Raw genomic sequence first — 20222 nt, forward strand, 5'->3', positions numbered from 1 at the left:
AAATAAAAATAAAGCCCTAAATGTTGAAAATCAACACTTACGGCTTTATCAAGAGTTCTGATGCACTATCTTCCCCAAAATAGTTTATCGTTTTGATATATCTATTATACTAAAAAATTGATTGGAATAACTTTCAGAAATTGTTAATTTTATTAAAATTTTTGAGAAAAAGTAGCTCTTGCTCAAAAGGGTTGAACAAGAGCACTGCTTTATCTAACGACAAAGACTTAGATCAACTTTATTATACCAAATAATCTTTAAAGATTTTCTCAATCTCTTAGTACAAAGTGATAAATTTTTGACAATAAATGAAGATTATTTACTTTTTAATCCTTTTACTTTTTGATTTAATAGATAGACTGGAACTCCTAGCAAGGTTATACCAATACCAACACTTGCTAATAGTGTTTGTGTGAACAACGTAGTGATTAGAATGAATAGTCCTCCAAAAATGGCTATAATAGGAATAACCGGATAAAATGGAACTTTATAAGGACGATTTAGCTCTGGTTCTCTTTTTCTTAGAATCAACACCGCAGAAAAAATCAATAAGCTAAACAGCCACATAACAAAGATCAACATATCTGTCAATAAATCAAAACTACCTAAAAACATCATGATTGCTGCAATGCCAAATTGAAAAATTCCAGAAATATATGGAACGACAAATCTTTTGGATAATTTTTGAAATTGCTTGCTACATGGAATCATCCCATCCAATGCTAATGCATAAGGAACTCGAATCCCTGTTAACGTGTACCCATTTAACGCCCCATAGACTGAGATCAAAATGCCAATAGTGACTAATTTACCACCAATCGAGCCAAAAATATGAATAGAAGCTTCTGATGCAGCATTTAAATTTCCAGAAAGTTGTTCGATTGGTAATGTTTTAAGAAAAACAAAATTAATCAAAACATATACAAAGGTGATAAACGTTAAGCCTAAAAAAATCGCCTTAGGCAAATCTTTTTCTGGTCGTTTCATTTCACCAGCCACAGCCCCAACTCCCAGCCAACCATCATAAGCAAACATAGTCGCTAGTAAGGAACCGCTAAGTGCTTGGATGAAACCACTATCTCCACCAGCTTTAATAGGAATCACGGATACCTCAACATTGGCTGGCATAAAAAGACCTACCAACACAATCAATGCAATTGGGATAATTTTTATAACCAGTGTAAATGATTGCAAATTCGAAGCTGCTTTAGTTCCCAACAAATTGATTAAGGTGACACTTAATCCTGTTACCAATGCTACCGGCAAAAGAAAGTCACTAGACAAATGAAATAAGTGAATAAATTGTGTGCTGAAAATAATCGATAATGCCGCAATATTAGCAGGAAAATAAATCACACTTTGCGCCCAACCAAGTAAATAACCTGGTAGCTTTCCATATGTATATTCGATATATTTAACAGCTCCACCCGTTTTTGGAATAGCCGTAGCTAATTCAGCACTCGTTAATCCCGCACATAACGTTAAAATACCCCCTAATATCCAGGCAAAAATGGTTAAACTTGATGATTGAGCAAAACTAACCACACTTGCTGTTTTAAAAAAAACACCCGCTCCAATAACAGTACCCATAACTGTTGAAAAAGCGCCAAACAAAGAAATTTCACGTTTTAATTGATTCTGCTCCATACTCATCCTCTTTCTCTCTTATAAGTTATTTTACTAGTATAGCTTTTTTGAATGTAAATTCAAGTACTGCCCAAAAAAAAGTACAGACAAAGCCTTCTTTAGACTTATCTGTACTTTTTAATGAAAATAATTTATTTTAAGTTTGTCCATAATAGGCATTTGCACCGTGTTTTCTAAAATAATGCTTATCTAAAAGATATTGAGGTATTGGCAAAATCGAATCATTTACAACTTCTGTTACAGACGCCATCTCAGCAATCTCATCTAAAACAATACTATTTTCTACAGCTTTTTGAGGTGTTTCTCCCCAAGTAAAGGGTCCGTGACCATAGACTAGTACCCCAGGAACTGCTAAAGGGTCAATATTTTTTTCCTTAAATGTTTCTATGATCACTTTTCCTGTCTCCCGTTCGTAAGCTAAAGAAACTTCTTCTGATGTTAATTGTCGCGTACAAGGAACAATACCATAAAATGTATCTGCATGAGTGGTACCATATGCTGGTATTCCCCGACCAGCTTGTGCCCACATGACTGCATTTTTTGAATGAGTATGGACTACTGACTGAATTTCGTTGAATGCTTTGTATAATTCAATATGGGTAGCTAAATCAGAGGATGGCTTTAATTTGCCTTCCACTACCTCACCATTCAAGTCAGTCACAACCATATCGCAAGCCTCCATTTTACAATAAGGAACACCACTAGGCTTGATAACAATCAGTTCGGCCTCTCGATTGATTTCACTGACATTTCCCCAAGTAAGCTTGACTAATCCAGCATCTGGCAAAGCCAAGTTTGCAGAGAAAACACGTTCTTTCATTTCTTCAATCAATATTTTAGTTGACACTATAGCCCGCCTCCTTTAAGAATGGAAAAAGAAATGCTTTGGCTTGTTGGATTTCTTTTTCAGGTTTATCGCTATTTTCGCTCCACATCTCAATTAAAAATGGACCTGCATATTCTAAACGTTTTAAAGTTTTGAGACATCCTAAAAAATCAACACAGCCATTACCAAATGGTACTTCTTTAAACTTTCCAGGAAACTGATCCGTTACAGCCAACGTATCTTTCAAATGAATCGCAGAAATTTGATCGATCCCGATTTCTAATTCATAGCCAACATCATTTTCTGCCCACGCAGATAAATTTCCTAAATCAGGATATACCTGTAAGTATGGTGAACGAATTTGCTCTTTGATTTTTAAATATTTAGAGATAGAGTTAATAAATGGATCATCCATGATCTCTATTGACAAAACAATTTCCTTTGATGCAGCCATCGCTACCGCTTTTTTTAGATTTTCAATAAAGTATTCTCTTGATGTCAAAGTTTTCGTTTCATAATAAACATCATAACCTGCAAGTTGAATGGTGCGTATACCAATATCAGATGCCAAATGAATCGCTTTTTCCATTAGATTCAACGCAGTTGCTCTTTTATCTGGATCTTCTGAACCAAAAGGAAAACGCCGATGTCCACTTAAACAGATGGATAATATTTTCACCCCAGTCTCAGCAATTGCTTCTCTCACTTCTTTACGCTCGGCACTTGTCCAGTCTACTCTTGTTAGGCGTTCGTCTGTTTCGTCGATCGACATTTCAATAAAATCAAATCCTAATTGTTTTGCAAGTAAAAGACGTTCTTTCCAACTCATATTTTTCGGGAGCGCTTTCTCGTAGATTCCGATTGTAGTCATCCATGTCACCCCCAAATGCGTCTTATTTCATTTTGAAAATCCATGGCTGCTTTTTTAGGATCAACTGAAGCTGTGATACCTCGACCTGTAATAAATGTATAGACATCAAGGTCCTTGAATAATTTCAATGTTTCCACATCTAATCCGCCAGTAACCGAAACTCTAAAGCCCATCTCAATCAATTTTTTGACTTTTGCTAAATCCTTTTCTCCCCATGTTTCACCTTCTAAGAGTGCATCTCGACTTTGGTGATAAATCGCCTGGGAAATACCCCCATCCAACCATTTTTGAGCCTGTTCATATGTCCAGTCACCATACAATTCGACTTGAACTTCTTCAACTTCTTTCGCTGCCGCTTTCATTGTTGGAATCGTTGCGCAACATATGACCGTCATCCAATCTGCCCCGGCTTCTCGACAATTTTTTGCCACAGTGCCGCCAGCATCTGCACATTTAGTATCTGCAACTACTTTTTTATCTGGGTACAATGCGCGAATACAGCGAACAGCGTCTTCTCCCGCTTGCAAACAAAGAATCGTTCCAACTTCCACGATATCTACAATTTCACCGACTGTTACCACATCTTTGATTGCACTGGGTAAATCCGAATGATCTAATGCTACCTGTAAATTAGGTCTACTCATTACTTTCTCTCCTTACTACTGTCTGTGATAACTAATCATATAAGCAGAAGTACTCAAACTTTTAAAAATTGCTTTTGCTTATATGATTAGAGTACTCTTAAACACGATGCAATCACTTCTACCTTAACTATTTAAATTTAGTAGCTAATTCAGTTTCTTGCACACGTTCACTGATTTCTTTAGCAGACATGACATTTTTCACACCAACAACTGTAATTCCCTTTTTCTTAGCATCTTCGAACATATTTAGAAAATTCATCGGACAAAATACAACATCATATTGTCCTGCAGTACTTTTCCCTTCTGAAATTGCACAATGGTGAATATTCGTAATATTAAAGCCTAATTCTTTCAATGCTTTCTCAACACTTTTTTTCATCATTAAACTTGTTCCTGATCCATTTGCACATGATACTAATACTCTCATTTTAATTTCCTCCTAAATTTAAAAGTTGAAAGAGCTCGTTTGATATTTTTCAAAAAAATAGTCTACATAGTTAAAGATGATAGGGTATTAATACTTCACTTCGTCTTGTACTTTTCAATATCGGTTCATCTTCAGTCATGATGTTTCCATGTAAAACATCATGACTAAGCCCACATCCCTTTATTTTTTTGCCGCCATTTTTTTTACATACTCATCATAGTCTTCAGCTATCAAGAAATAGCCTTCAGGATTTGCTCGATATTGCAATTGTGGAATTGCCAGTAACAAAATAACTACGAATGCGACACCAAAATAACCTAAATATTTCATCACTAAAGTCATCACTGGCCAAACCGTTGCCCAGTCAAACATCCCTATATATCCACCGTACTGCGACAACCCAATAAATGCTGCTATCAAAGCAGATCCTAGTACCTGAATCACACCTGAAATAAACGGGAACATACAAGCAGCTTTAAATCCACCACGATTGTTTGCATAAACAGCAATCACCGCATTATCAAAAAATAATGGAATAAAGCCGGCAATAACGATCACTGGTGATTTAAATAGAATCAATAATCCGATTGTTATAAACTGTCCTAACGCACCAAATAAAAAACCTATCGTAACTGCATTGGGCGAACCGAAGCCAAATGTCGCCGCAACATCGATCCCCGGCACTGCACCTGGTAATAACGTATTCGATATTCCTTGGAATGACTCTGTTAACTCTGAAACGAAAGTTCGCACTCCTAGTTGTAAAATAGCGAGATAAACCGCAAAGTACAATGCTGTTTGTAATATATAGAAAACAAAACTTTGTCCTTCTACCATAAACCCTGCCTCAATCAAATAAGCGGGCCCTAATACAACTAAAATAACCCCAAAGAAGAAGAGCATCAAAATGGACGTTGCAACCATATTCTCATTGAAAATTGATAAAAATCCTGGCAATTGTACATCTTCTAATTTGCGATTGTTCTTATCTTTTTTCATTTTTTCTGCTAATCGAGCGAAGATATAAACACCAAACATCTGTTGATGTGCGATTGCAAAGCCTGCCCCTTCAGTTAAATCTTGCGTGATATCCACTGTTAAGTTTGAACCGACAGCCCAATAACAGCCTAAAATAAGGCCCATGATCAACAGTATTTGAATTTGACCTAAATCAGGAAAGCAAAACAACAAAATCCAAAATGCCGTTGCGGCTTGTTGAATTTGAACATTACCAGTTGTAAAAACTGCCCGTAACTTTGTATATTTTTTAAATCGAACCAATAAGATATTCATGACAAACGCAATCAATAATAATATCATCGTATCACTAAATGTTCGTCCAAACGTTTCTTCAATTCCTGCTGTTACAGCATTTTGACCAAAATAAGGATCAATGACCATGGCATCTAAATTGAAACGTTCTTTTAAACCAACTAGGATCGGTCTAAAATTATTAACTAAACCACCAGATCCAACAGTTAAAATCAAATAGCCAACAGTTGCTTTTAAAAAACCGGCAATACTTTCATACAATGGTTTTTTTAGCAGAACATAACCTAATAGAACGATAAACCCAATTAAAAATGCTGGTTGTGTTAAAATATTTGCAGCGAAATAATCCCAAATCCCCATCAGAAAATCTACTACTTGTGTCATTTACTCCCCTTCTCTCTATAGATCAAAAGTTGCCATCACGTTTTTGTACTCCTCAATCGTCTCAATTGTCATCAATGCTTCAATCAATCCATCTGTCATCAGCATTTCTGATAATCTCGAAATATTTTCTACATGTTCTTCGCTATTTTTAGCTGCTAATGTGAAAAATAAACGAGCATTTTTTTCCGCATTCCCTTCTTCAAAACTCACATCTTGTTTCATTTTTGTAAATGAAATCGCTGTTCCTAAAACACCTTGACTGTCTTCTGACGAATGTGGCATAGCTACGCCTGGAACGATTACGATGTATGGTCCATACTTTTGAACGCATTCTACGATTTCATCTATATATTGTTGCGTGATCATTCCTTTTTCCAATAAAGTCTGACAGCTAAGAATCACAGCCTCTTCCCAATTTTCAGGCGTTTCTTCACAGAATCGAATCAAATCATTATCGTAAAAATACTTTAACATCCAGTTTCTCCCTTCTTATAAAAATGATGGAAATGGTGTATCGTTGTCTGTTGTAAAGACATCATCAAAACCGCGATAGAAGTTAAATTCAAGTTTGTCTTTATCATTTGGATACGTAAATTTTCCACCAACTTGCCAAATAAAAGGTTTAAATTGATAGTCTAAGCGATCTTTTTTAAATTTCCAGATTTCTGTAATTTCTTTTGGATCAGCCATAAAGTTTGCCCAAATATCATAATGTACGGGAATAACAACATTCGCATTCAAAGCTTCTGCCATACGCAACATATCGACTGATGTTACTTTATCCGTGATTCCCCGAGGATTTTCTCCATAGGCACCTAAACAAACGTCGATTTTATGTTTATTACCATGTTTGGCGAACAGGTTAGAATAATGAGAATCACCAGCATGATAAATACTGCCTCCGCTCGTTTCAAACAAATAATTAACGGCAATTTCATCCATATCTTGCGGTAATCTACCTTTTAATATCACTTCTGGATCTTCGCAAGTTACTAAGGCTGTTCTATCAAAAGCCTCTAAAGCGACAATCTCTATATCTTTGATCGAAACACGGTCGCCAGGTTTTACAATTGTTGTTTTCGATTCAGGAATCCCCCATTTTAACCAAGTAGCAACAACTTCCTTCGGTCCAATAAAACGGGCATCAGGGCAATTCTGATGAACTGCTGCAGCCGTATTGATATCTAAATGATCCGAATGAATATGAGTAACAACCAAAGCATCCACATCTTTGATTGCAAACGGATCTATCACAAAAGGTTGTGTTCTAAGATTAGGCTGCATATTTTCGCATCCACTCATCCTCATCATCTGATGTCCTTTTTTCATTTTCCCATTACCATGTGATCGTTTTCCTGTACCACACCATAAATCGCATAAAACATTCGTTCCTTCATGTGATTTTAGCCAAATTCCTGTACAGCCTAACCACCACATGGAAACTGTTCCCACTTTGACGTCTTCTTGCTCAATTTCCTCATTTAAATAGGTTCCCCATTCAGGAAAAGTACTTAAAATCCAACTTTCTTTTGTTACATCATGAATTGTTGCCATATGATCCCTCCGAATTGTCTTAATCTCAATTACATTTTCATTTTACAATATTATGAAACGTTTTCAATCTATTTATATGATCGTTTGAAACTTTTTAAGAACGTTTTCATCATTTAATGATTTAAAATAGCTTTATTTTTCTTTTTTTATGTTCATATCAACCCTTTTATGATATAGTTTCGGTGAGGTGAGAAATATGAAGCATTTAATTTGGAAAATTATTTATGTTGGAAAAAAAATTTCTTTATGGATTGTTTATGGGTTGTTTGCCCTCTATATCTGCTATTTGATCACTCATACTCATGAAGTAGGAGCAAAGCTTATTTTTGGTGGTCTTGGCGGTATTGTACTGAGTGTAGTTCTCCTTTTCGAGTATTTAAAATGTATCTACGAAAAAATGATTGTTGCGCTGACTGTTGAGTGTGAGTTGAAAAAAGCAATCGCTCTAAAAGAAAAACTGCAAAAAAAAGATTTGTTTAATGGCTTCAAACAGTCTATTATTATTTTTGACAGCTTACTTTTGTTAGACGAAGGGAATTACCCTGATTGTTTGAAACATTTACATAAGAATCACCATTTCTTTCACTCCACATTCGATTACCTCTTCATCTATTATCATACGCAAATGTATTGCTTTTTTTTTTTAAAGATGAAGAAAATTTAAATACTTGTCTAGAAAATTTGTTTAAACTAAAAAATGTCAAGAAGAAGCAAATGCGGGGATTGTTTTCATGGAATGAAATTGCTGGAGTAAGATATTTTCATCAAAATAGAAATAACAACTGTTTAAGTGAATTAAATTTAATTGATCAAAATCGATTAAATAATCGAGAGTTAACTTATCTGCTCTACCTAAAAGGCCAGTGTTTACTTAAGCTAAATAGGCTGCCGGAAGGATATCGTTCGTTAAAAGAAGCTAAAACACTTGGCAATACACTTGCGGTTGCTCAAATGATTTAGAAGGGAGGATTTTAAATGAAAAGCTCGCACCAAACAATCAAAAATCGTAGAGATAAACTACTTGAATTACTAAATAAAGAAACAAGTTTGTTAGTGAAAGAGATAAGCCTGAAACTTGGTGTTTCAGAAATAACTGTCCGTCGTGATCTAACGGCGCTGGAAAAGATGGGCTTGGTTCAACGCGCTCATGGAAAAGCACAAATCGTTCCAAAAACTGGTATAGAAGATTACAATGAAGAAATTGAAATTTTAAAAAATGCGATTGCAAAGAAAGCAGCCGAATTTGTTAAAGAGGGCAATACATTATTTATCAACACAGGCTCTACTGCGCTTTCCTCTTTAAAAAATTTAGAAAATAAACGTGTAACGATTGTCACAAATAATGTCAAAGTCGCCAATCTGGATCATAATCCAAATTCAACCGTGATTTTATCCGGTGGTGAAATTCGCTTTCCTAAAGAAGCCTTAGTGGGGGATATTGCAATTGACTCTTTTTCAAAAATGTCTTCTGACATTTCAATTATCGGATGCTCTGGGCTTAGTATGGAAAATGGGATTACTACTTCCGTCTTACATGAATCTAAAATAAATTCGCTCATCATTGAACGAACAAATGGCTTAGTGATTGTTGTTGCAGATTATCGTAAAATTGGATTTTCCTCTAATTTTACGAGTGGAATGATTAAAGATATTAATTATTTAATCACAGATACATTTGCTGCTCCTGAAGTGATTCGAGAAATCGAGAAACAGGGCGTACAAGTGATCCAAGTTGAAATCTAAGCTTATTCAATTATAATTATCAACGCAAAGTTACGTAGGTTCAATACGATTAATTAAAAAGAGGGGGGTAGATCATGCGGATCAAGCAATTGGATTATATCGTAAAAATCGTGGAATTAGGTTCTGTCAATGAAGCGGCGAAACATCTCTTTATCACTCAGCCAAGCCTTTCAACAGCTGTAAAGGAATTAGAAGAAGAAATGAATATTCAGATTTTTCAACGTACACAAAAAGGAATGGTTCTTACCACAGAAGGAACTGAATTTTTATCCTATGCTCGTCAGATTCTGGAGCAAGTCGATTTGATGGAAGAAAAATACAAAGGCACCGAAACTCGTCGAAGATTATTTTCAGTTTCTGCGCAACACTATGCGTTTGCTGTTCATGCATTTGTACAATTGATCAAATCTTACGAAAAAAATGAATATGAATTTACGTTTCGTGAAACACAAACCAATAATATTATAGAAGACGTCAGTACCTTTCAAAGCGAGTTAGGTATTTTATACTTGAATACCTTTAATGAAAAAGTGATCCGTAAATTATTAAAAGAAAAACAACTACTCTTTCAACCTCTATTTACCGCTCATCCACATGTTTTTGTTAGTAAAAAGAATCCTTTGGTTGGAAAAAAATCAGTAACTTTAGCAGATTTAGAAGATTTCCCTTACCTTTCATTTGAACAAGGTCAATTTAATTCCTTTCACTTTTCAGAAGAAATTTTAAGTACACGTTACAATAAAAAAAGTATCCGCGTTAGTGATCGAGCAACGTTGTTCAATTTTTTGATTGGAGTAGACGGTTATACGATCAGTTCAGGTGTATTAAGCCGTGAATTAAATGATGAAAACATTGTGGCATTACCTCTTGAAGTGGACGAAACAATGGAGATTGGTTGGATTCGACCTGCTCAAATGTCCTTATCTCCGATGGGTGAAGAATATTTACGTTATTTAAAAGAACATATTGTAGATTATGGCTTCACTATTTTACCTGAAAAATAACAAAAAGGTGAGCTTGGGACATAAGTCCTAATGAAAAATCCAGATACCAGTCAACTTGATTGGCATCTGGATTATTTTGTTGTTCAAAAATAAGAACACCTTTGCTAAAATAAAAGTGACAAACCAAATAAACTAGCGAGGTGTTCTTATGTTTAAAAATTATACCACAAATCAAGTCGTTCTTCCTCTAGATTTTAGTTTTCAGTTAGAAAAAAATGATATTGCGTTTGCCATTGATCAATTAGTTGAAAGTATTCCTGAGGAACGCTTTCTTCCTTTTCACCATCAAATGGAGCCTTCTTCATATCATCCGAAAATGATGATGAAGATGATTTTGTGTGCCTACACGCAATCTGTATTTTCTGGTCGCAAAATTGAAGCATTGACGAAAGACAGTATTCGTATGATGTGGCTCACTCAAAGCTATCAGCCTAGTTATCGAACCATCAATCGTTTTCGTGTCAATCCTTTAGTGAATACACTCCTTCGGGAGTGCTTTGTCCAGTTCCGTAGCCATTTAGTCAAAGAACAATTGATAGATGAAGAAGCCATTTTTATCGATGGCACAAAGATTGAAGCCAATGCAAATAAATACACCTTTGTTTGGAGAAAATCGATTGATAACTTTGATAAAAAGCTTACTGAAAAATCAAATTATTCCTGAAATTGAGCGAGAGTCCGCAAAAGAATTATCTGTCACTGAATTAGGCAAGATTGAAGAAAAGCTCGCGCATATTGTAGAAAAGTTTACAGAAAAAATCGAACAAGCAGAGGATGGAATTACGCGCAAATCAATCCGTTCTAAACGAAAAGTTCCTAAAAAATTAAGGAAACTTTTCCAGGACTTTAAAGAGCGAAAACTCGCTTATCAAAAACATAGACAGATTTTTGGGCAACGAAACAGTTACTCTAGAACGGATCTAGATGCCACTTTTATGCGCATGAAAGACGATCACATGAAAAATGGTCAGTTGAAAGCAGGTTATAATCTTCAAATTGCCACGAATAGTCAGTACGTTTTAGGCTATGAGCTTTTCTCAAATCCAACAGATACACGGACATTGCGCCCTTTTTTAACCGCTTTAAAAGAGCGTTTCTTTGATTTGCCAACCTATATTGTCGCAGATGCTGGCTACGGAGGAGAAGAAAACTATCAAGCGGTTTTAGAGGATCATGAGCGAACACCACTCATCACTTATGCCATGTATCATAAAGAACAGAAGAAAAAGTTTAAATTAAATCCGTTCCTTCCAGCAAACTGGCCGTACCAAGAATTAGAGGATACGTTTCTTTGTCCCGATGGACGGAAAATGAATTTTCGCAATTATTCCATTCGTACAAATAAGTACGGTTTTAAACGATATTTAAAACGGTATGAATGTGAGGACTGCTCAAATTGCCCTCTTCGAAGAAAATGTACAAGAACGAAGAGTGACAAGAATCGTGAGATTCAAAAGAACATGAACTGGGAATACTTTAAAGCGACAATTCAACAGCTGCTTTCAGAAGAAGAAACAGGTAAAATTTATCGCCAACGAAAAATTGACGTCGAACCAGCTTTCGGACATCTGAAGGCTTGTTTAGGGTTCACTCGGTTCTCTGTTCGAGGGAAACAGCAGGCACACAATGAAATTGGATTCACGTTAATGGCAGTAAATTTAAGGAAATATAGGCTAAGTACGCTAGAAAATAAGGAGGATTCTCCCAATAATCTAAAGAATAGAAGACCGAAAATCATTTTTTACGATTTTCGGTCTTCTATTTTAAGGGGCTCTATACTTTCTGATGTTGGTGAACAATCACCGGCATCTTTTTTAATGCAAAATACTAGAAAAGACATCCTGATATCCTTTAGAATTAAGTCGTCTAAAACCAATCAAAAGGAGAAAATCAAGATGTCCTATACAAACCTTATCAAAAATACCTAGATATTCTAGACTTAAACATTACTTTTAATGAAAACTCTTTAAAAAAGGAACGCATCAAAGGACGAATCTGCCAGGTATTTTCTGGTACGCTAGACTATTTAGCCCACTCCTGTCCTCATAGTGGTGCCAAAGAAGACGACTCGATTATTCGTTGGAGCTTTACAACCTGTCAGATTTTAGTGAATGATGTTTCTGAATACCAAACATACTTACGGTTGAAGAAACGCCGTTTCTTCTGTCATTCTTGTGATAGAACCTTTGTCGCTGAAACAAATCTTATCGAAAAGTGTTGTTCGATCTCGAAAAAAGTAAAGCTTTCGATTGCCGATCGTTTAAGAAACACCACATCTATGAGCGAAATTGCCCGTCAAAAGAAGGTCTCCGTTTCTTCTGTTTATCGTGTATTGAAACAATTTTACGAACCAAAAAAAATCAATCGACTCACCTTGCCAGAAGTCCTTTGTTTTGATGAATTCAAATCAGTGAAACAAGTCGCTGCTTCTATGAGCTTTATCATGATGGATGGGCAAACAAAACAGTTAATGGATGTCGTTGAAAATCAACAACTTTCTTTTTTAGAACGCTATTTTTCACGATTTTCTTTGGCAGTTCGTGAAGGTGTAAAGTACATTGTTTGCGATATGTATGCGCTTTATTTTTCTTTAATTAAGAAACTATTTCCCATGGCTAAGATTGTTCTTGACCGCTTTCATATTGTGCAACACATTGGGCGAATGTTCTTAAAACACCGTATTCAGCGAATGAATACCTTTCTCCATCAAGGACCTGTAGAAACAAAAAAATACCGTCACTTGAAGAAATACTGGAAACTGCTTCAAAAGAATCAATCGAAGCTTAATTTTGAAAAACGCCAATGGCGTCCTTCCTTCCGTACCTATTTAACAGAAACAGAACTTGTGGAACGATTACTTGCCTATGATGAAGAATTGAAAGCTGGCTATACCTGTTATCAAGAGTTTCTCTATGCCATACAAACAAGAGATTACACACGGTTTCATGCGTTATTAGAACAAGATCATTCTAGGCTTCCAGCTTATTATCAAACGACCATTACTACCTTTAAAAAAGTTCAAACGGGCATTAAAAATGCGTTGAATTTGCCTTATTCCAACGGACCATTAGAATGCTTGAATAACCATATAAAAGTATTAAAGAGGAACGCCTATGGCTTCCGTAACTTCTATAATTTTAAATTGAGAATTACTTTATGCTTTGGCACTGTTCTTTTTCAATCAAATAGAAAAACCTAGAGGAATTTCCCTCTAGGCTTCATTAGTGATTTAATTCTTTGGATTTCTTCACCAACATTAGTTGACAAAGAGCCTTTTAAGGTTCTTGGGACTTACGTCCCAAACTCACCCTAAATACAAATAAACGGTGAGGCAGAAGTAATCCCTTCGGAAATAAACTTCTGTCTTAGTATGGTTTAACTAACGAGTTTTGCTTGCTTTTTTGATTTGCTTACTTCTCAATTGTCCACAAGCGGCATCAATATCTGTACCATATTCTTTTCTAATAACGCAGTTAACACCGTTTTTCTTCAAAATATCATAGAACTTCATAACATCCGCTTTTTCACTACGACTATATTGATCATGTTCACTGACTGGATTATAGGGAATCAAGTTAACAAACGTCAACTTCTTCTTATCTTTTAACAAATCAGCTAATTGTTGTGCATGTTCTGGTAGATCGTTGACATGACTCAACATGATATATTCGAATGTGATTCGACGATTCGTTTTTTCCAAATATTCATCGACTGCTTCCATTAATTTCTCAATTGGGAAGCTACGGTTGATACGCATGATCGATGTTCGAACGTCGTTATTCGGTGCATGAAGAGAAATCGCCAAATTGACTTGTAGGCCATTATTTGCAAATTCCTTGATTTTAGGCACTAACCCACTTGTTGAAACAGTAATGTGGCGTGCGCCAATTGCCAAACCTTTAGGATCATTGATCGTATGTAGGAAGTTCATTAAATTATCGTAATTATCAAACGGCTCACCGATCCCCATTACCACAATGTGGCTCACTCGTTCACCTTGACCACGCTCATCAAAATAATGTTGAACCAGCATGATTTGAGCGACAATTTCTCCTGCGGTTAAATCGCGTTGTTTTTTCAATAGCCCACTTGCGCAAAAAGTACAGCCAATATTACACCCCACTTGTGTTGTGACACAAACAGACATACCATATTCTTGGCGCATCAAGACCGTTTCGATCATGTTTTTGTCCGGTAATTCAAAAAGATATTTCACTGTGCCATCTTTTGCTTCCTGGATGATTACTTGGCGCAAAGGATTGATAATAAAGTTTTCTTCTAATAACTCAATGACATCTTTTGATAAATTCGTCATGTCGGTAAATGCCATGACACGTTTAATATAAAGCCATTCCCATACTTGAGTGGCCCGGAACTTTCTCTCGTCATGTTCGATGAACCATGCGATCAGCTCTTCTTTTGTTAAACCATAAATGGACGCTTTTTCCACTAGTTTTCTTCCTCATTTCTTCTAAACATTCGCTTCATACTATAACTTATTGTACCCGATTTGTCTATATGTTATCTAGGTTAGTCCGCAGATTTAGACATTTCTTATCCCTTTGATTTCCCCTTCAACAATCTCCATTCGTATTGTTTGTTTCACTCTCCAATCGTTGCTATACTTAAAAATAAGAAAAGAGGTCTTTTTTATGAAAACAAACGTATGCTTCTTTACAACACCGATCAATGAAAATACCAGTAATTTTAAAGGTCACACCGATTTACTGGTTGGCTACATTCAAGATGCCTTTGTTAAAAACAAATTAACATTTGACCTGTTAAAAGTTGATCTTGATACAGATCAACGCCAAATAGAGCAAAAAATTCATGATGGTTTAGAAAAAGCGGATTTGGTTATTACTGATTTATCTAGTCATGATCCGAATAGTTACTACGAATTAGGGTATGCTAAAGCATTGAAAAAGCAAGTAATCCAAATCCAAAACAAACATCGTGAACCCCTGCTATTTGATTTAGGCCATGCCTCTGTTTTATATGACACAACAACAGATGAGGGAATAAAACAATTCCAAAAAGACATAGTAGAAGCTGTAAAGTCTCCTATAACTTCAGAGACTCCTCTATCTTTTTACGCTGATAATGATGTTGAACTCTCTGGTCGGATTGATGACCAAGGAATCGTGGAACCTTGATTAATCACAGAATGTGAGTAGGATACAATGATGTGACCCCCAAAAGTTGTACGTGAAAAATACAATTTTTGGAGGTTATTTTTTATGAGTTATTATGAGGTAGAATTCAAATTAAAGCTAGTGAAAGAGTACCTAGAAGGCCCTCTGGGAGGACGAGCCTTGGCTAAAAAATACGGACTCCCATCAAATGCCTTAATTTACAATTGGAAACACTCCTATCAATTTTTTGGGAAAGAAGGGCTCAAAAGACACCGTTCACTGACAAAATATACTAGTGAATTTAAGCGAGATGTATTACACTTTATAGAAACGACAGGTGCTTCTTTCGGTGAAGCAGCAAGACAATTCGAGTTGCCTAGTGGGTGGATGATTTCTCGTTGGCAGAGGCTATGGTCGATCTTCCTTTCACTTCTTACTATAAACCTAAAAATAGGAAAATAGAGGGTAAACTTATCCGTCGATGAGTTTACCCTCTAATCTTAGTATGTTTTTATGATGCTTGAACTAAACGATATACTTTTTTAAAATAGAATACACGAGCAATCAAGTAGTACACAACTTGAATCAAGACGAACACGCCTAACACTTGCCAGCCAGCTATTTGCATCCCCATATTGAACATATGATACATTGCAGTTAACGCTACCGCTCCGTGGATCACAGAGACAATGATCGGTGTAAAGAACAAGATACCTACTTGTTGATAGATCATTTTCTTCAATTCTTTTTTCGCCAACCCCATCTTATAAATCATCTTAAATTTCTCCACATCGACATCCATATCACTATACAATCTGAAATAAAGGAAACTTCCAGCTGATACAAAGAAAACTATTCCGATAAAAATTCCCACAAATAAAATTGGGGCGTATCCATTCGTGATCATTTGTTGCGAATAACTTTTTGCTATAAATGGCATATTTTTATCTTGGAATTTCCCTACAGATACCAATTCGTCATAATTACTATTTTGCGGTTGCCAAACAGTTGTGATCGTACTTTCCATATTTTGAACATTTGTATCATCTGGTACGACAACCGTTGTACCGTAAGCCGAGACAACAGTCGTTTTCTCTGTTTTAGTAATCGGTAAAATCACATCATCTGCTACTGTCACTTCATTTACTTTTGCTTCTTCCATTCCCGTCACGTTGCTTGGTAACAGCTGAATCGCTTTCCCCTCCGTTTGAAGGGTTGGTTTTTTTGCTATTTTTGCAAGGTGATTATACTCAGATTCTTTTATCAATTCAACCTGATCTCCATTTTTATAGGTCGTTAGGTCTCCTTCTTCAACATGGATCCCTTTATCTGCCAATAATTGAGAGAAGTTTTGTTTTATAGTGGCTGTTTCTTCCGCTGTTCCTGAAATTTGGAATTCATATGGTACTTGGTTCATACTTTCTAAAATCATATTTTGAAAACCATACAATGTACCGATTGCGGCAAAGGCCACAGTGGAAATAATCGATACTAAGAAAAATGAACGTGCATTATCTTTCATACGAAAAGCTAAATCAGAAAAAACAACCATATTCGTTTTTTTCCAAAAGATAGTTTGTTTCTTTTTCAATCCTTCAATAATTGAAACACTTAATTGATTGAATAAAAAACGTGTCCCCACCACAACGAGAAAAATCACAGGGATCATGACAATCGGTACTAGCATTCCTTTAACTAAAAGAGCCACTGCATATCCTACGCCAATCAACAAAATAGCTAAGAAAGTTTTGATATGTGAGCTTTTGATGGTTCCTTTGCCGATATCTCCTGCTTTCAATAATTCCTGTAAACTCAACTTTGGTAAGCGGAACTGAATGAAAACCGAAATAGCTAAAAATAGTACAGCAAACGAAATAATCGTTAGAACAAGTGCTTGTACTGGAAAATAGAAACCAAAATTCACATGCATCAATTTATTACTTAACCATAAGATCACTTGTGAAAAACCAACTCCAGCAATGCTTCCAATGATTGTCGCAAAAAATCCAATCACTAGATTTTCAATAAAAATCATTTTTTTCAATTGCTTTGGGCTCATCCCTTGAATCATCAACAGGCCAAATTCTTTTTTTCTAGATTGGATAAACACATCCATCGAATAAAGAACAAAGAAAAATGCAAAACCATAAATAATGATCGCTCAGCAAGCATGCCCATTTGCGCGTTTTTATTTAGCCCATTAGACAATGCTGGATGAAAAGCAAATACCGTAAAAGTGAAAAACACCATGACAGAAAATAAGGTACTTAGGAAATAAGCCATGTACAGGTGTTTGTTTCGTAAAGTGTTTCGAATAACAAATTGACTAAAATTCATTATCGACACCTTCAATCTCAGATAGTTTTACCATGATTTCATCGTAAAACACTTTTTGATTTCCATTATGATGGATCTCATCAATCAGTTCACCATCTTTGATAAACACAATTCGCTTGCAATAACTTGCAGCTAGAGGATCGTGAGTCACCATCAAAATCGTTGCTTTTTCTTCTTCGTTTAATTGTTGCAACAATTGCATTACATCTTTTGAAGATTTTGTATCTAAATTTCCAGTCGGTTCATCCGCCAATAATAATTGTGGTTGATGAATCATTGCCCGAGCCACAGCCACACGTTGGGCCTGCCCACCTGAGATTTCTGCAATTCGTTTTTTTAATAAACTTGCAATACCTAAACGGTCCGCTAAAATAGTAAGTTTCTTTTTCATCACTGAGATTTTTTCGCCATCCAACGTTAAGGGTAATACAATATTTTCTTCTACAGTTAAAGTTGGCATCAAGTTAAAACTTTGAAAAATAAAGCCTAACTCTCTTCGTCTGAATTTAGCAATTTCCTCTTGATTCAGCTGATTTGGATCTTTTCCATTCATTAAAATCTGTCCAGCTGTTGGCTGATCGATTGTTGCTAATAGGTTCAAAAAGGTACTTTTTCCACTTCCAGATGGCCCCATGATCCCAATAAATTCACTGTCATTAACGGTCAAATTCAATCCTTTTAAGGCTTCATATTTAATTTCTTGTCCATACGTTTTAGATAAATTTTCTACTTGTAACATCATTATCGCTCCTTTTCTCTACGTTGTTAGTCTAGTCCAAATAATTCGAACACACCATAGAAAAAAATAACAGATTGCTTACATTTTTGTAAGCAACCTGTTATAGCGACTAAACGAACTAGTTATTCCATTGTAATTTCAGAATCTGGAATTGCTTTTGGAGAGTAAGGGTTACTTGGTGTTTGCCACCTTAAATGAAAATAGGAAACCGGCGCTTCTTTATTAAAATGCTCCGTTGTAATTTTAATCCTTTGTCCTGCTTTAAAATAGCGGAAATTCTTTAATGTTCCTCCAGTGATATTATCGCGATCAATAATTTTTTCGTCATTTAAATAAACGGCACCATTATCATCTACCTCAATCGAGAAAGTATAAAGACCAGTGTCTTTAAGCGTCACATATCCTACTTTTTTTACCTTATAATAATCAGTTCCTAGACCTTTGTAAGGTTCTACATTATTATAATCATCATCAAAATTTTTCGCGGTCCCTGTTCCTTTCTGTATAAAATAGCCCAAATATCTTGGATAATCATAGAATGTAGCGCCAACACCTTCTCTTTCTTTGACTGTTACATTTACTTCAAACGTTAAGCCATTTTCAGTCTTGACTTTTATAACCGTAACTCCAACTTTTTTAGCTTCCCAGTTCCCATCTTTATCCACAGTCATAACAGTTGGATCTCCACTGACGTAAGAAACCTCCTTATACGTTGCATTCTCTGGAGTAATTGTAACTGTCAATTTACCAGTATCTCCAACGTACTGAATCAATTCTTTTGGTTCCACATTGATGCCAGTTACTGGAATCGTTTCATACAATGCTAAGTCTACATTGTATTTTTTATCTAGTGTTTCTAAAGCGAATTGAATGCTTTTCCCATTCTCATCAAAATTACTATTTTTAATTATTTCATATTGGGATGGCAGTGAAATTGGCTTTATTTCGTAAGTTTTACCGGGTGGAATCTTTACAAAAGAATACTTTCCATTTGCATCAGTTTTGACTGTTTGAATAGGATTTGTGCTTCCGGCTACATAAAGACCTAATTCGATTCCTGCAACGCCTTTTTCTGCTGCATCCTTATCACCGCTCTTATTTTCATCATTAAAAACGGTTCCTGTTATAGTTGGGTCTGTAGACTGGAATCCAATCCAGGCATCCGTAAACATTTCCCCCTCATCTAGTTCAAACGGGAAAGAAAGCCCACTAGAAGAGAAATTTACAGAACCATTTGTAACCTTTATATACCCCTCTGGATAGTCTACTTTTAACTGATATACATCTGATACAAGCTTATCAAATGTATATTTCCCCTGTGCATTCGTTATAGTTTTCGTAATTTCTGTTCCAGACTCGTTTAGTAATCTGACGGTGATTCCCTCCATTCCAGGCTCATCCGTCTCCTGTTGACCGTTGACGTTTACATCTTCAAACAGGATTGCACTAATAGAAGCTGTTCCTTCCGCTTTACTGTTGCTCCCTTTTGCCATTACAGATACACCAGAAGTCAAAAAACTTACAATAATCATTAGAGCTAAAAACATATGTTTCATTTTAATTTTTTTCATATTATCCACCTTTCTCAAAAAAATTTTAACTATTTTTATACTAAAAATCTCCCAAAACTATAAAATAT

At 35.6% G+C, this 20222-nt stretch carries 17 protein-coding genes and 3 pseudogenes; 8 read left to right on the forward strand and 12 right to left on the reverse strand.

The window, feature by feature from the left end:
* Nucleotides 1-315: 315 nt before the first annotated feature.
* The 8 genes from AC1PU0_RS11930 to ulaG all read right to left on the reverse strand — a co-directional run bounded on the left by AC1PU0_RS11930 (nt 316) and on the right by ulaG (nt 7625).
* A complete protein-coding gene (locus AC1PU0_RS11930) occupies nt 316-1647 on the reverse strand; it encodes an APC family permease (RefSeq protein ID WP_206849900.1) in 1332 nt (443 codons plus the stop codon).
* Nucleotides 1648-1783: 136 nt separating this feature from the next.
* Entirely contained in the window at nt 1784-2494 is a 711-nt protein-coding gene (locus tag AC1PU0_RS11935) for an L-ribulose-5-phosphate 4-epimerase (protein WP_069655174.1), read from the reverse strand.
* Complete coding sequence (locus AC1PU0_RS11940) at nt 2484-3344, reverse strand: L-ribulose-5-phosphate 3-epimerase (RefSeq protein ID WP_069655173.1); 861 nt, start codon at nt 3342-3344, stop codon at nt 2484-2486. Before AC1PU0_RS11940 ends, AC1PU0_RS11935 begins: the two co-directional genes overlap by 11 nt.
* A 5-nt stretch (nt 3345-3349) precedes the next feature.
* The gene (locus AC1PU0_RS11945; RefSeq protein WP_206849899.1) at nt 3350-3988 is read right to left on the reverse strand and encodes a 3-keto-L-gulonate-6-phosphate decarboxylase UlaD; all 639 of its coding nucleotides are present in this window, start codon (nt 3986-3988) and stop codon (nt 3350-3352) included.
* 127 nt (nt 3989-4115) lie between these two features.
* Nucleotides 4116-4415: a PTS sugar transporter subunit IIB gene (locus AC1PU0_RS11950; protein WP_069655171.1), complete on the reverse strand. Its 300-nt coding sequence runs from the start codon at nt 4413-4415 to the stop codon at nt 4116-4118.
* A gap of 180 nt (nt 4416-4595) precedes the next feature.
* Nucleotides 4596-6071: a PTS ascorbate transporter subunit IIC gene (locus AC1PU0_RS11955; protein ID WP_206837408.1), complete on the reverse strand. Its 1476-nt coding sequence runs from the start codon at nt 6069-6071 to the stop codon at nt 4596-4598.
* A gap of 15 nt (nt 6072-6086) precedes the next feature.
* Entirely contained in the window at nt 6087-6545 is a 459-nt protein-coding gene (locus AC1PU0_RS11960; protein ID WP_206849898.1) for a PTS sugar transporter subunit IIA, read from the reverse strand.
* A 15-nt stretch (nt 6546-6560) separates the two neighbouring features.
* Nucleotides 6561-7625 carry an L-ascorbate 6-phosphate lactonase gene (gene ulaG / locus AC1PU0_RS11965; protein WP_206849897.1) on the reverse strand — a complete coding sequence of 355 codons (1065 nt, stop codon included), beginning with the start codon at nt 7623-7625 and terminating at the stop codon, nt 6561-6563.
* 196 nt (nt 7626-7821) lie between these two features.
* On the opposite strand from ulaG, the gene AC1PU0_RS11970 reads away from it, so the two are divergent.
* The 6 genes and pseudogenes from AC1PU0_RS11970 (at nt 7822) to AC1PU0_RS11995 (ending at nt 13571) form a co-directional block, all read left to right on the forward strand.
* Complete coding sequence (locus AC1PU0_RS11970) at nt 7822-8289, forward strand: hypothetical protein (protein ID WP_479998404.1); 468 nt, start codon at nt 7822-7824, stop codon at nt 8287-8289.
* Between the two features lie 50 nt (nt 8290-8339).
* The gene (locus tag AC1PU0_RS11975) at nt 8340-8585 is read left to right on the forward strand and encodes a hypothetical protein (protein ID WP_479998406.1); all 246 of its coding nucleotides are present in this window, start codon (nt 8340-8342) and stop codon (nt 8583-8585) included.
* A 15-nt stretch (nt 8586-8600) separates the two neighbouring features.
* Nucleotides 8601-9368 carry a DeoR/GlpR family DNA-binding transcription regulator gene (locus tag AC1PU0_RS11980; RefSeq protein ID WP_111247731.1) on the forward strand — a complete coding sequence of 256 codons (768 nt, stop codon included), beginning with the start codon at nt 8601-8603 and terminating at the stop codon, nt 9366-9368.
* 74 nt (nt 9369-9442) lie between these two features.
* A complete protein-coding gene (locus AC1PU0_RS11985; RefSeq protein ID WP_111247732.1) occupies nt 9443-10372 on the forward strand; it encodes a LysR family transcriptional regulator in 930 nt (309 codons plus the stop codon).
* A gap of 148 nt (nt 10373-10520) precedes the next feature.
* Nucleotides 10521-12138, forward strand: a pseudogene (locus AC1PU0_RS11990) (IS1182 family transposase); the annotation flags it as partial.
* Between the two features lie 129 nt (nt 12139-12267).
* Nucleotides 12268-13571 (forward strand): annotated as a pseudogene (locus AC1PU0_RS11995) (ISL3 family transposase).
* A gap of 180 nt (nt 13572-13751) precedes the next feature.
* Here the strand turns inward: AC1PU0_RS11995 and rlmN are convergent.
* The gene (gene rlmN, locus AC1PU0_RS12000) at nt 13752-14822 is read right to left on the reverse strand and encodes a dual-specificity RNA methyltransferase RlmN (protein WP_206837395.1); all 1071 of its coding nucleotides are present in this window, start codon (nt 14820-14822) and stop codon (nt 13752-13754) included.
* Between the two features lie 202 nt (nt 14823-15024).
* On the opposite strand from rlmN, the gene AC1PU0_RS12005 reads away from it, so the two are divergent.
* Complete coding sequence (locus tag AC1PU0_RS12005) at nt 15025-15528, forward strand: nucleoside 2-deoxyribosyltransferase (protein WP_206849391.1); 504 nt, start codon at nt 15025-15027, stop codon at nt 15526-15528.
* Nucleotides 15529-15612: 84 nt separating this feature from the next.
* The gene (locus AC1PU0_RS12010; RefSeq protein ID WP_479998409.1) at nt 15613-15969 is read left to right on the forward strand and encodes a helix-turn-helix domain-containing protein; all 357 of its coding nucleotides are present in this window, start codon (nt 15613-15615) and stop codon (nt 15967-15969) included.
* A gap of 49 nt (nt 15970-16018) precedes the next feature.
* Here the strand turns inward: AC1PU0_RS12010 and AC1PU0_RS12015 are convergent.
* The 3 genes and pseudogenes from AC1PU0_RS12015 to AC1PU0_RS12025 all read right to left on the reverse strand — a co-directional run bounded on the left by AC1PU0_RS12015 (nt 16019) and on the right by AC1PU0_RS12025 (nt 20154).
* A pseudogene (locus AC1PU0_RS12015) lies at nt 16019-17844 on the reverse strand (ABC transporter permease).
* Entirely contained in the window at nt 17834-18583 is a 750-nt protein-coding gene (locus AC1PU0_RS12020; RefSeq protein ID WP_069655160.1) for an ABC transporter ATP-binding protein, read from the reverse strand. The pseudogene AC1PU0_RS12015 and the gene AC1PU0_RS12020 overlap by 11 nt, the downstream one beginning before the upstream one ends.
* Nucleotides 18584-18705: 122 nt before the next feature.
* Nucleotides 18706-20154 carry an SdrD B-like domain-containing protein gene (locus AC1PU0_RS12025; protein WP_206849394.1) on the reverse strand — a complete coding sequence of 483 codons (1449 nt, stop codon included), beginning with the start codon at nt 20152-20154 and terminating at the stop codon, nt 18706-18708.
* Between the last annotated feature and the right edge of the window lie 68 nt (nt 20155-20222).

The organism is Enterococcus sp. XAF26B05_ASV22 (assembly GCF_056727285.1).

Excerpts from the sequence above, each read along its gene's own strand:
- AC1PU0_RS11960 (WP_206849898.1), bottom strand. The coding sequence starts at position 6,545 with ATGTTAAAGTATTTTTACGATAATGATTTGATTCGATTCTGTGAAGAA.
- AC1PU0_RS11945 (WP_206849899.1), bottom strand. The coding sequence starts at position 3,988 with ATGAGTAGACCTAATTTACAGGTAGCATTAGATCATTCGGATTTACCC.
- AC1PU0_RS12025 (WP_206849394.1), bottom strand. The coding sequence starts at position 20,154 with ATGAAAAAAATTAAAATGAAACATATGTTTTTAGCTCTAATGATTATT.
- AC1PU0_RS11985 (WP_111247732.1), top strand. The coding sequence starts at position 9,443 with ATGCGGATCAAGCAATTGGATTATATCGTAAAAATCGTGGAATTAGGT.
- AC1PU0_RS11980 (WP_111247731.1), top strand. The coding sequence starts at position 8,601 with ATGAAAAGCTCGCACCAAACAATCAAAAATCGTAGAGATAAACTACTT.
- AC1PU0_RS11930 (WP_206849900.1), bottom strand. The coding sequence starts at position 1,647 with ATGGAGCAGAATCAATTAAAACGTGAAATTTCTTTGTTTGGCGCTTTT.
- AC1PU0_RS12005 (WP_206849391.1), top strand. The coding sequence starts at position 15,025 with ATGAAAACAAACGTATGCTTCTTTACAACACCGATCAATGAAAATACC.
- ulaG (WP_206849897.1), bottom strand. The coding sequence starts at position 7,625 with ATGGCAACAATTCATGATGTAACAAAAGAAAGTTGGATTTTAAGTACT.
- AC1PU0_RS11975 (WP_479998406.1), top strand. The coding sequence starts at position 8,340 with ATGCGGGGATTGTTTTCATGGAATGAAATTGCTGGAGTAAGATATTTT.
- AC1PU0_RS11970 (WP_479998404.1), top strand. The coding sequence starts at position 7,822 with ATGAAGCATTTAATTTGGAAAATTATTTATGTTGGAAAAAAAATTTCT.
- AC1PU0_RS11940 (WP_069655173.1), bottom strand. The coding sequence starts at position 3,344 with ATGACTACAATCGGAATCTACGAGAAAGCGCTCCCGAAAAATATGAGT.
- AC1PU0_RS11955 (WP_206837408.1), bottom strand. The coding sequence starts at position 6,071 with ATGACACAAGTAGTAGATTTTCTGATGGGGATTTGGGATTATTTCGCT.
- AC1PU0_RS11950 (WP_069655171.1), bottom strand. The coding sequence starts at position 4,415 with ATGAGAGTATTAGTATCATGTGCAAATGGATCAGGAACAAGTTTAATG.
- AC1PU0_RS12020 (WP_069655160.1), bottom strand. The coding sequence starts at position 18,583 with ATGTTACAAGTAGAAAATTTATCTAAAACGTATGGACAAGAAATTAAA.
- AC1PU0_RS12010 (WP_479998409.1), top strand. The coding sequence starts at position 15,613 with ATGAGTTATTATGAGGTAGAATTCAAATTAAAGCTAGTGAAAGAGTAC.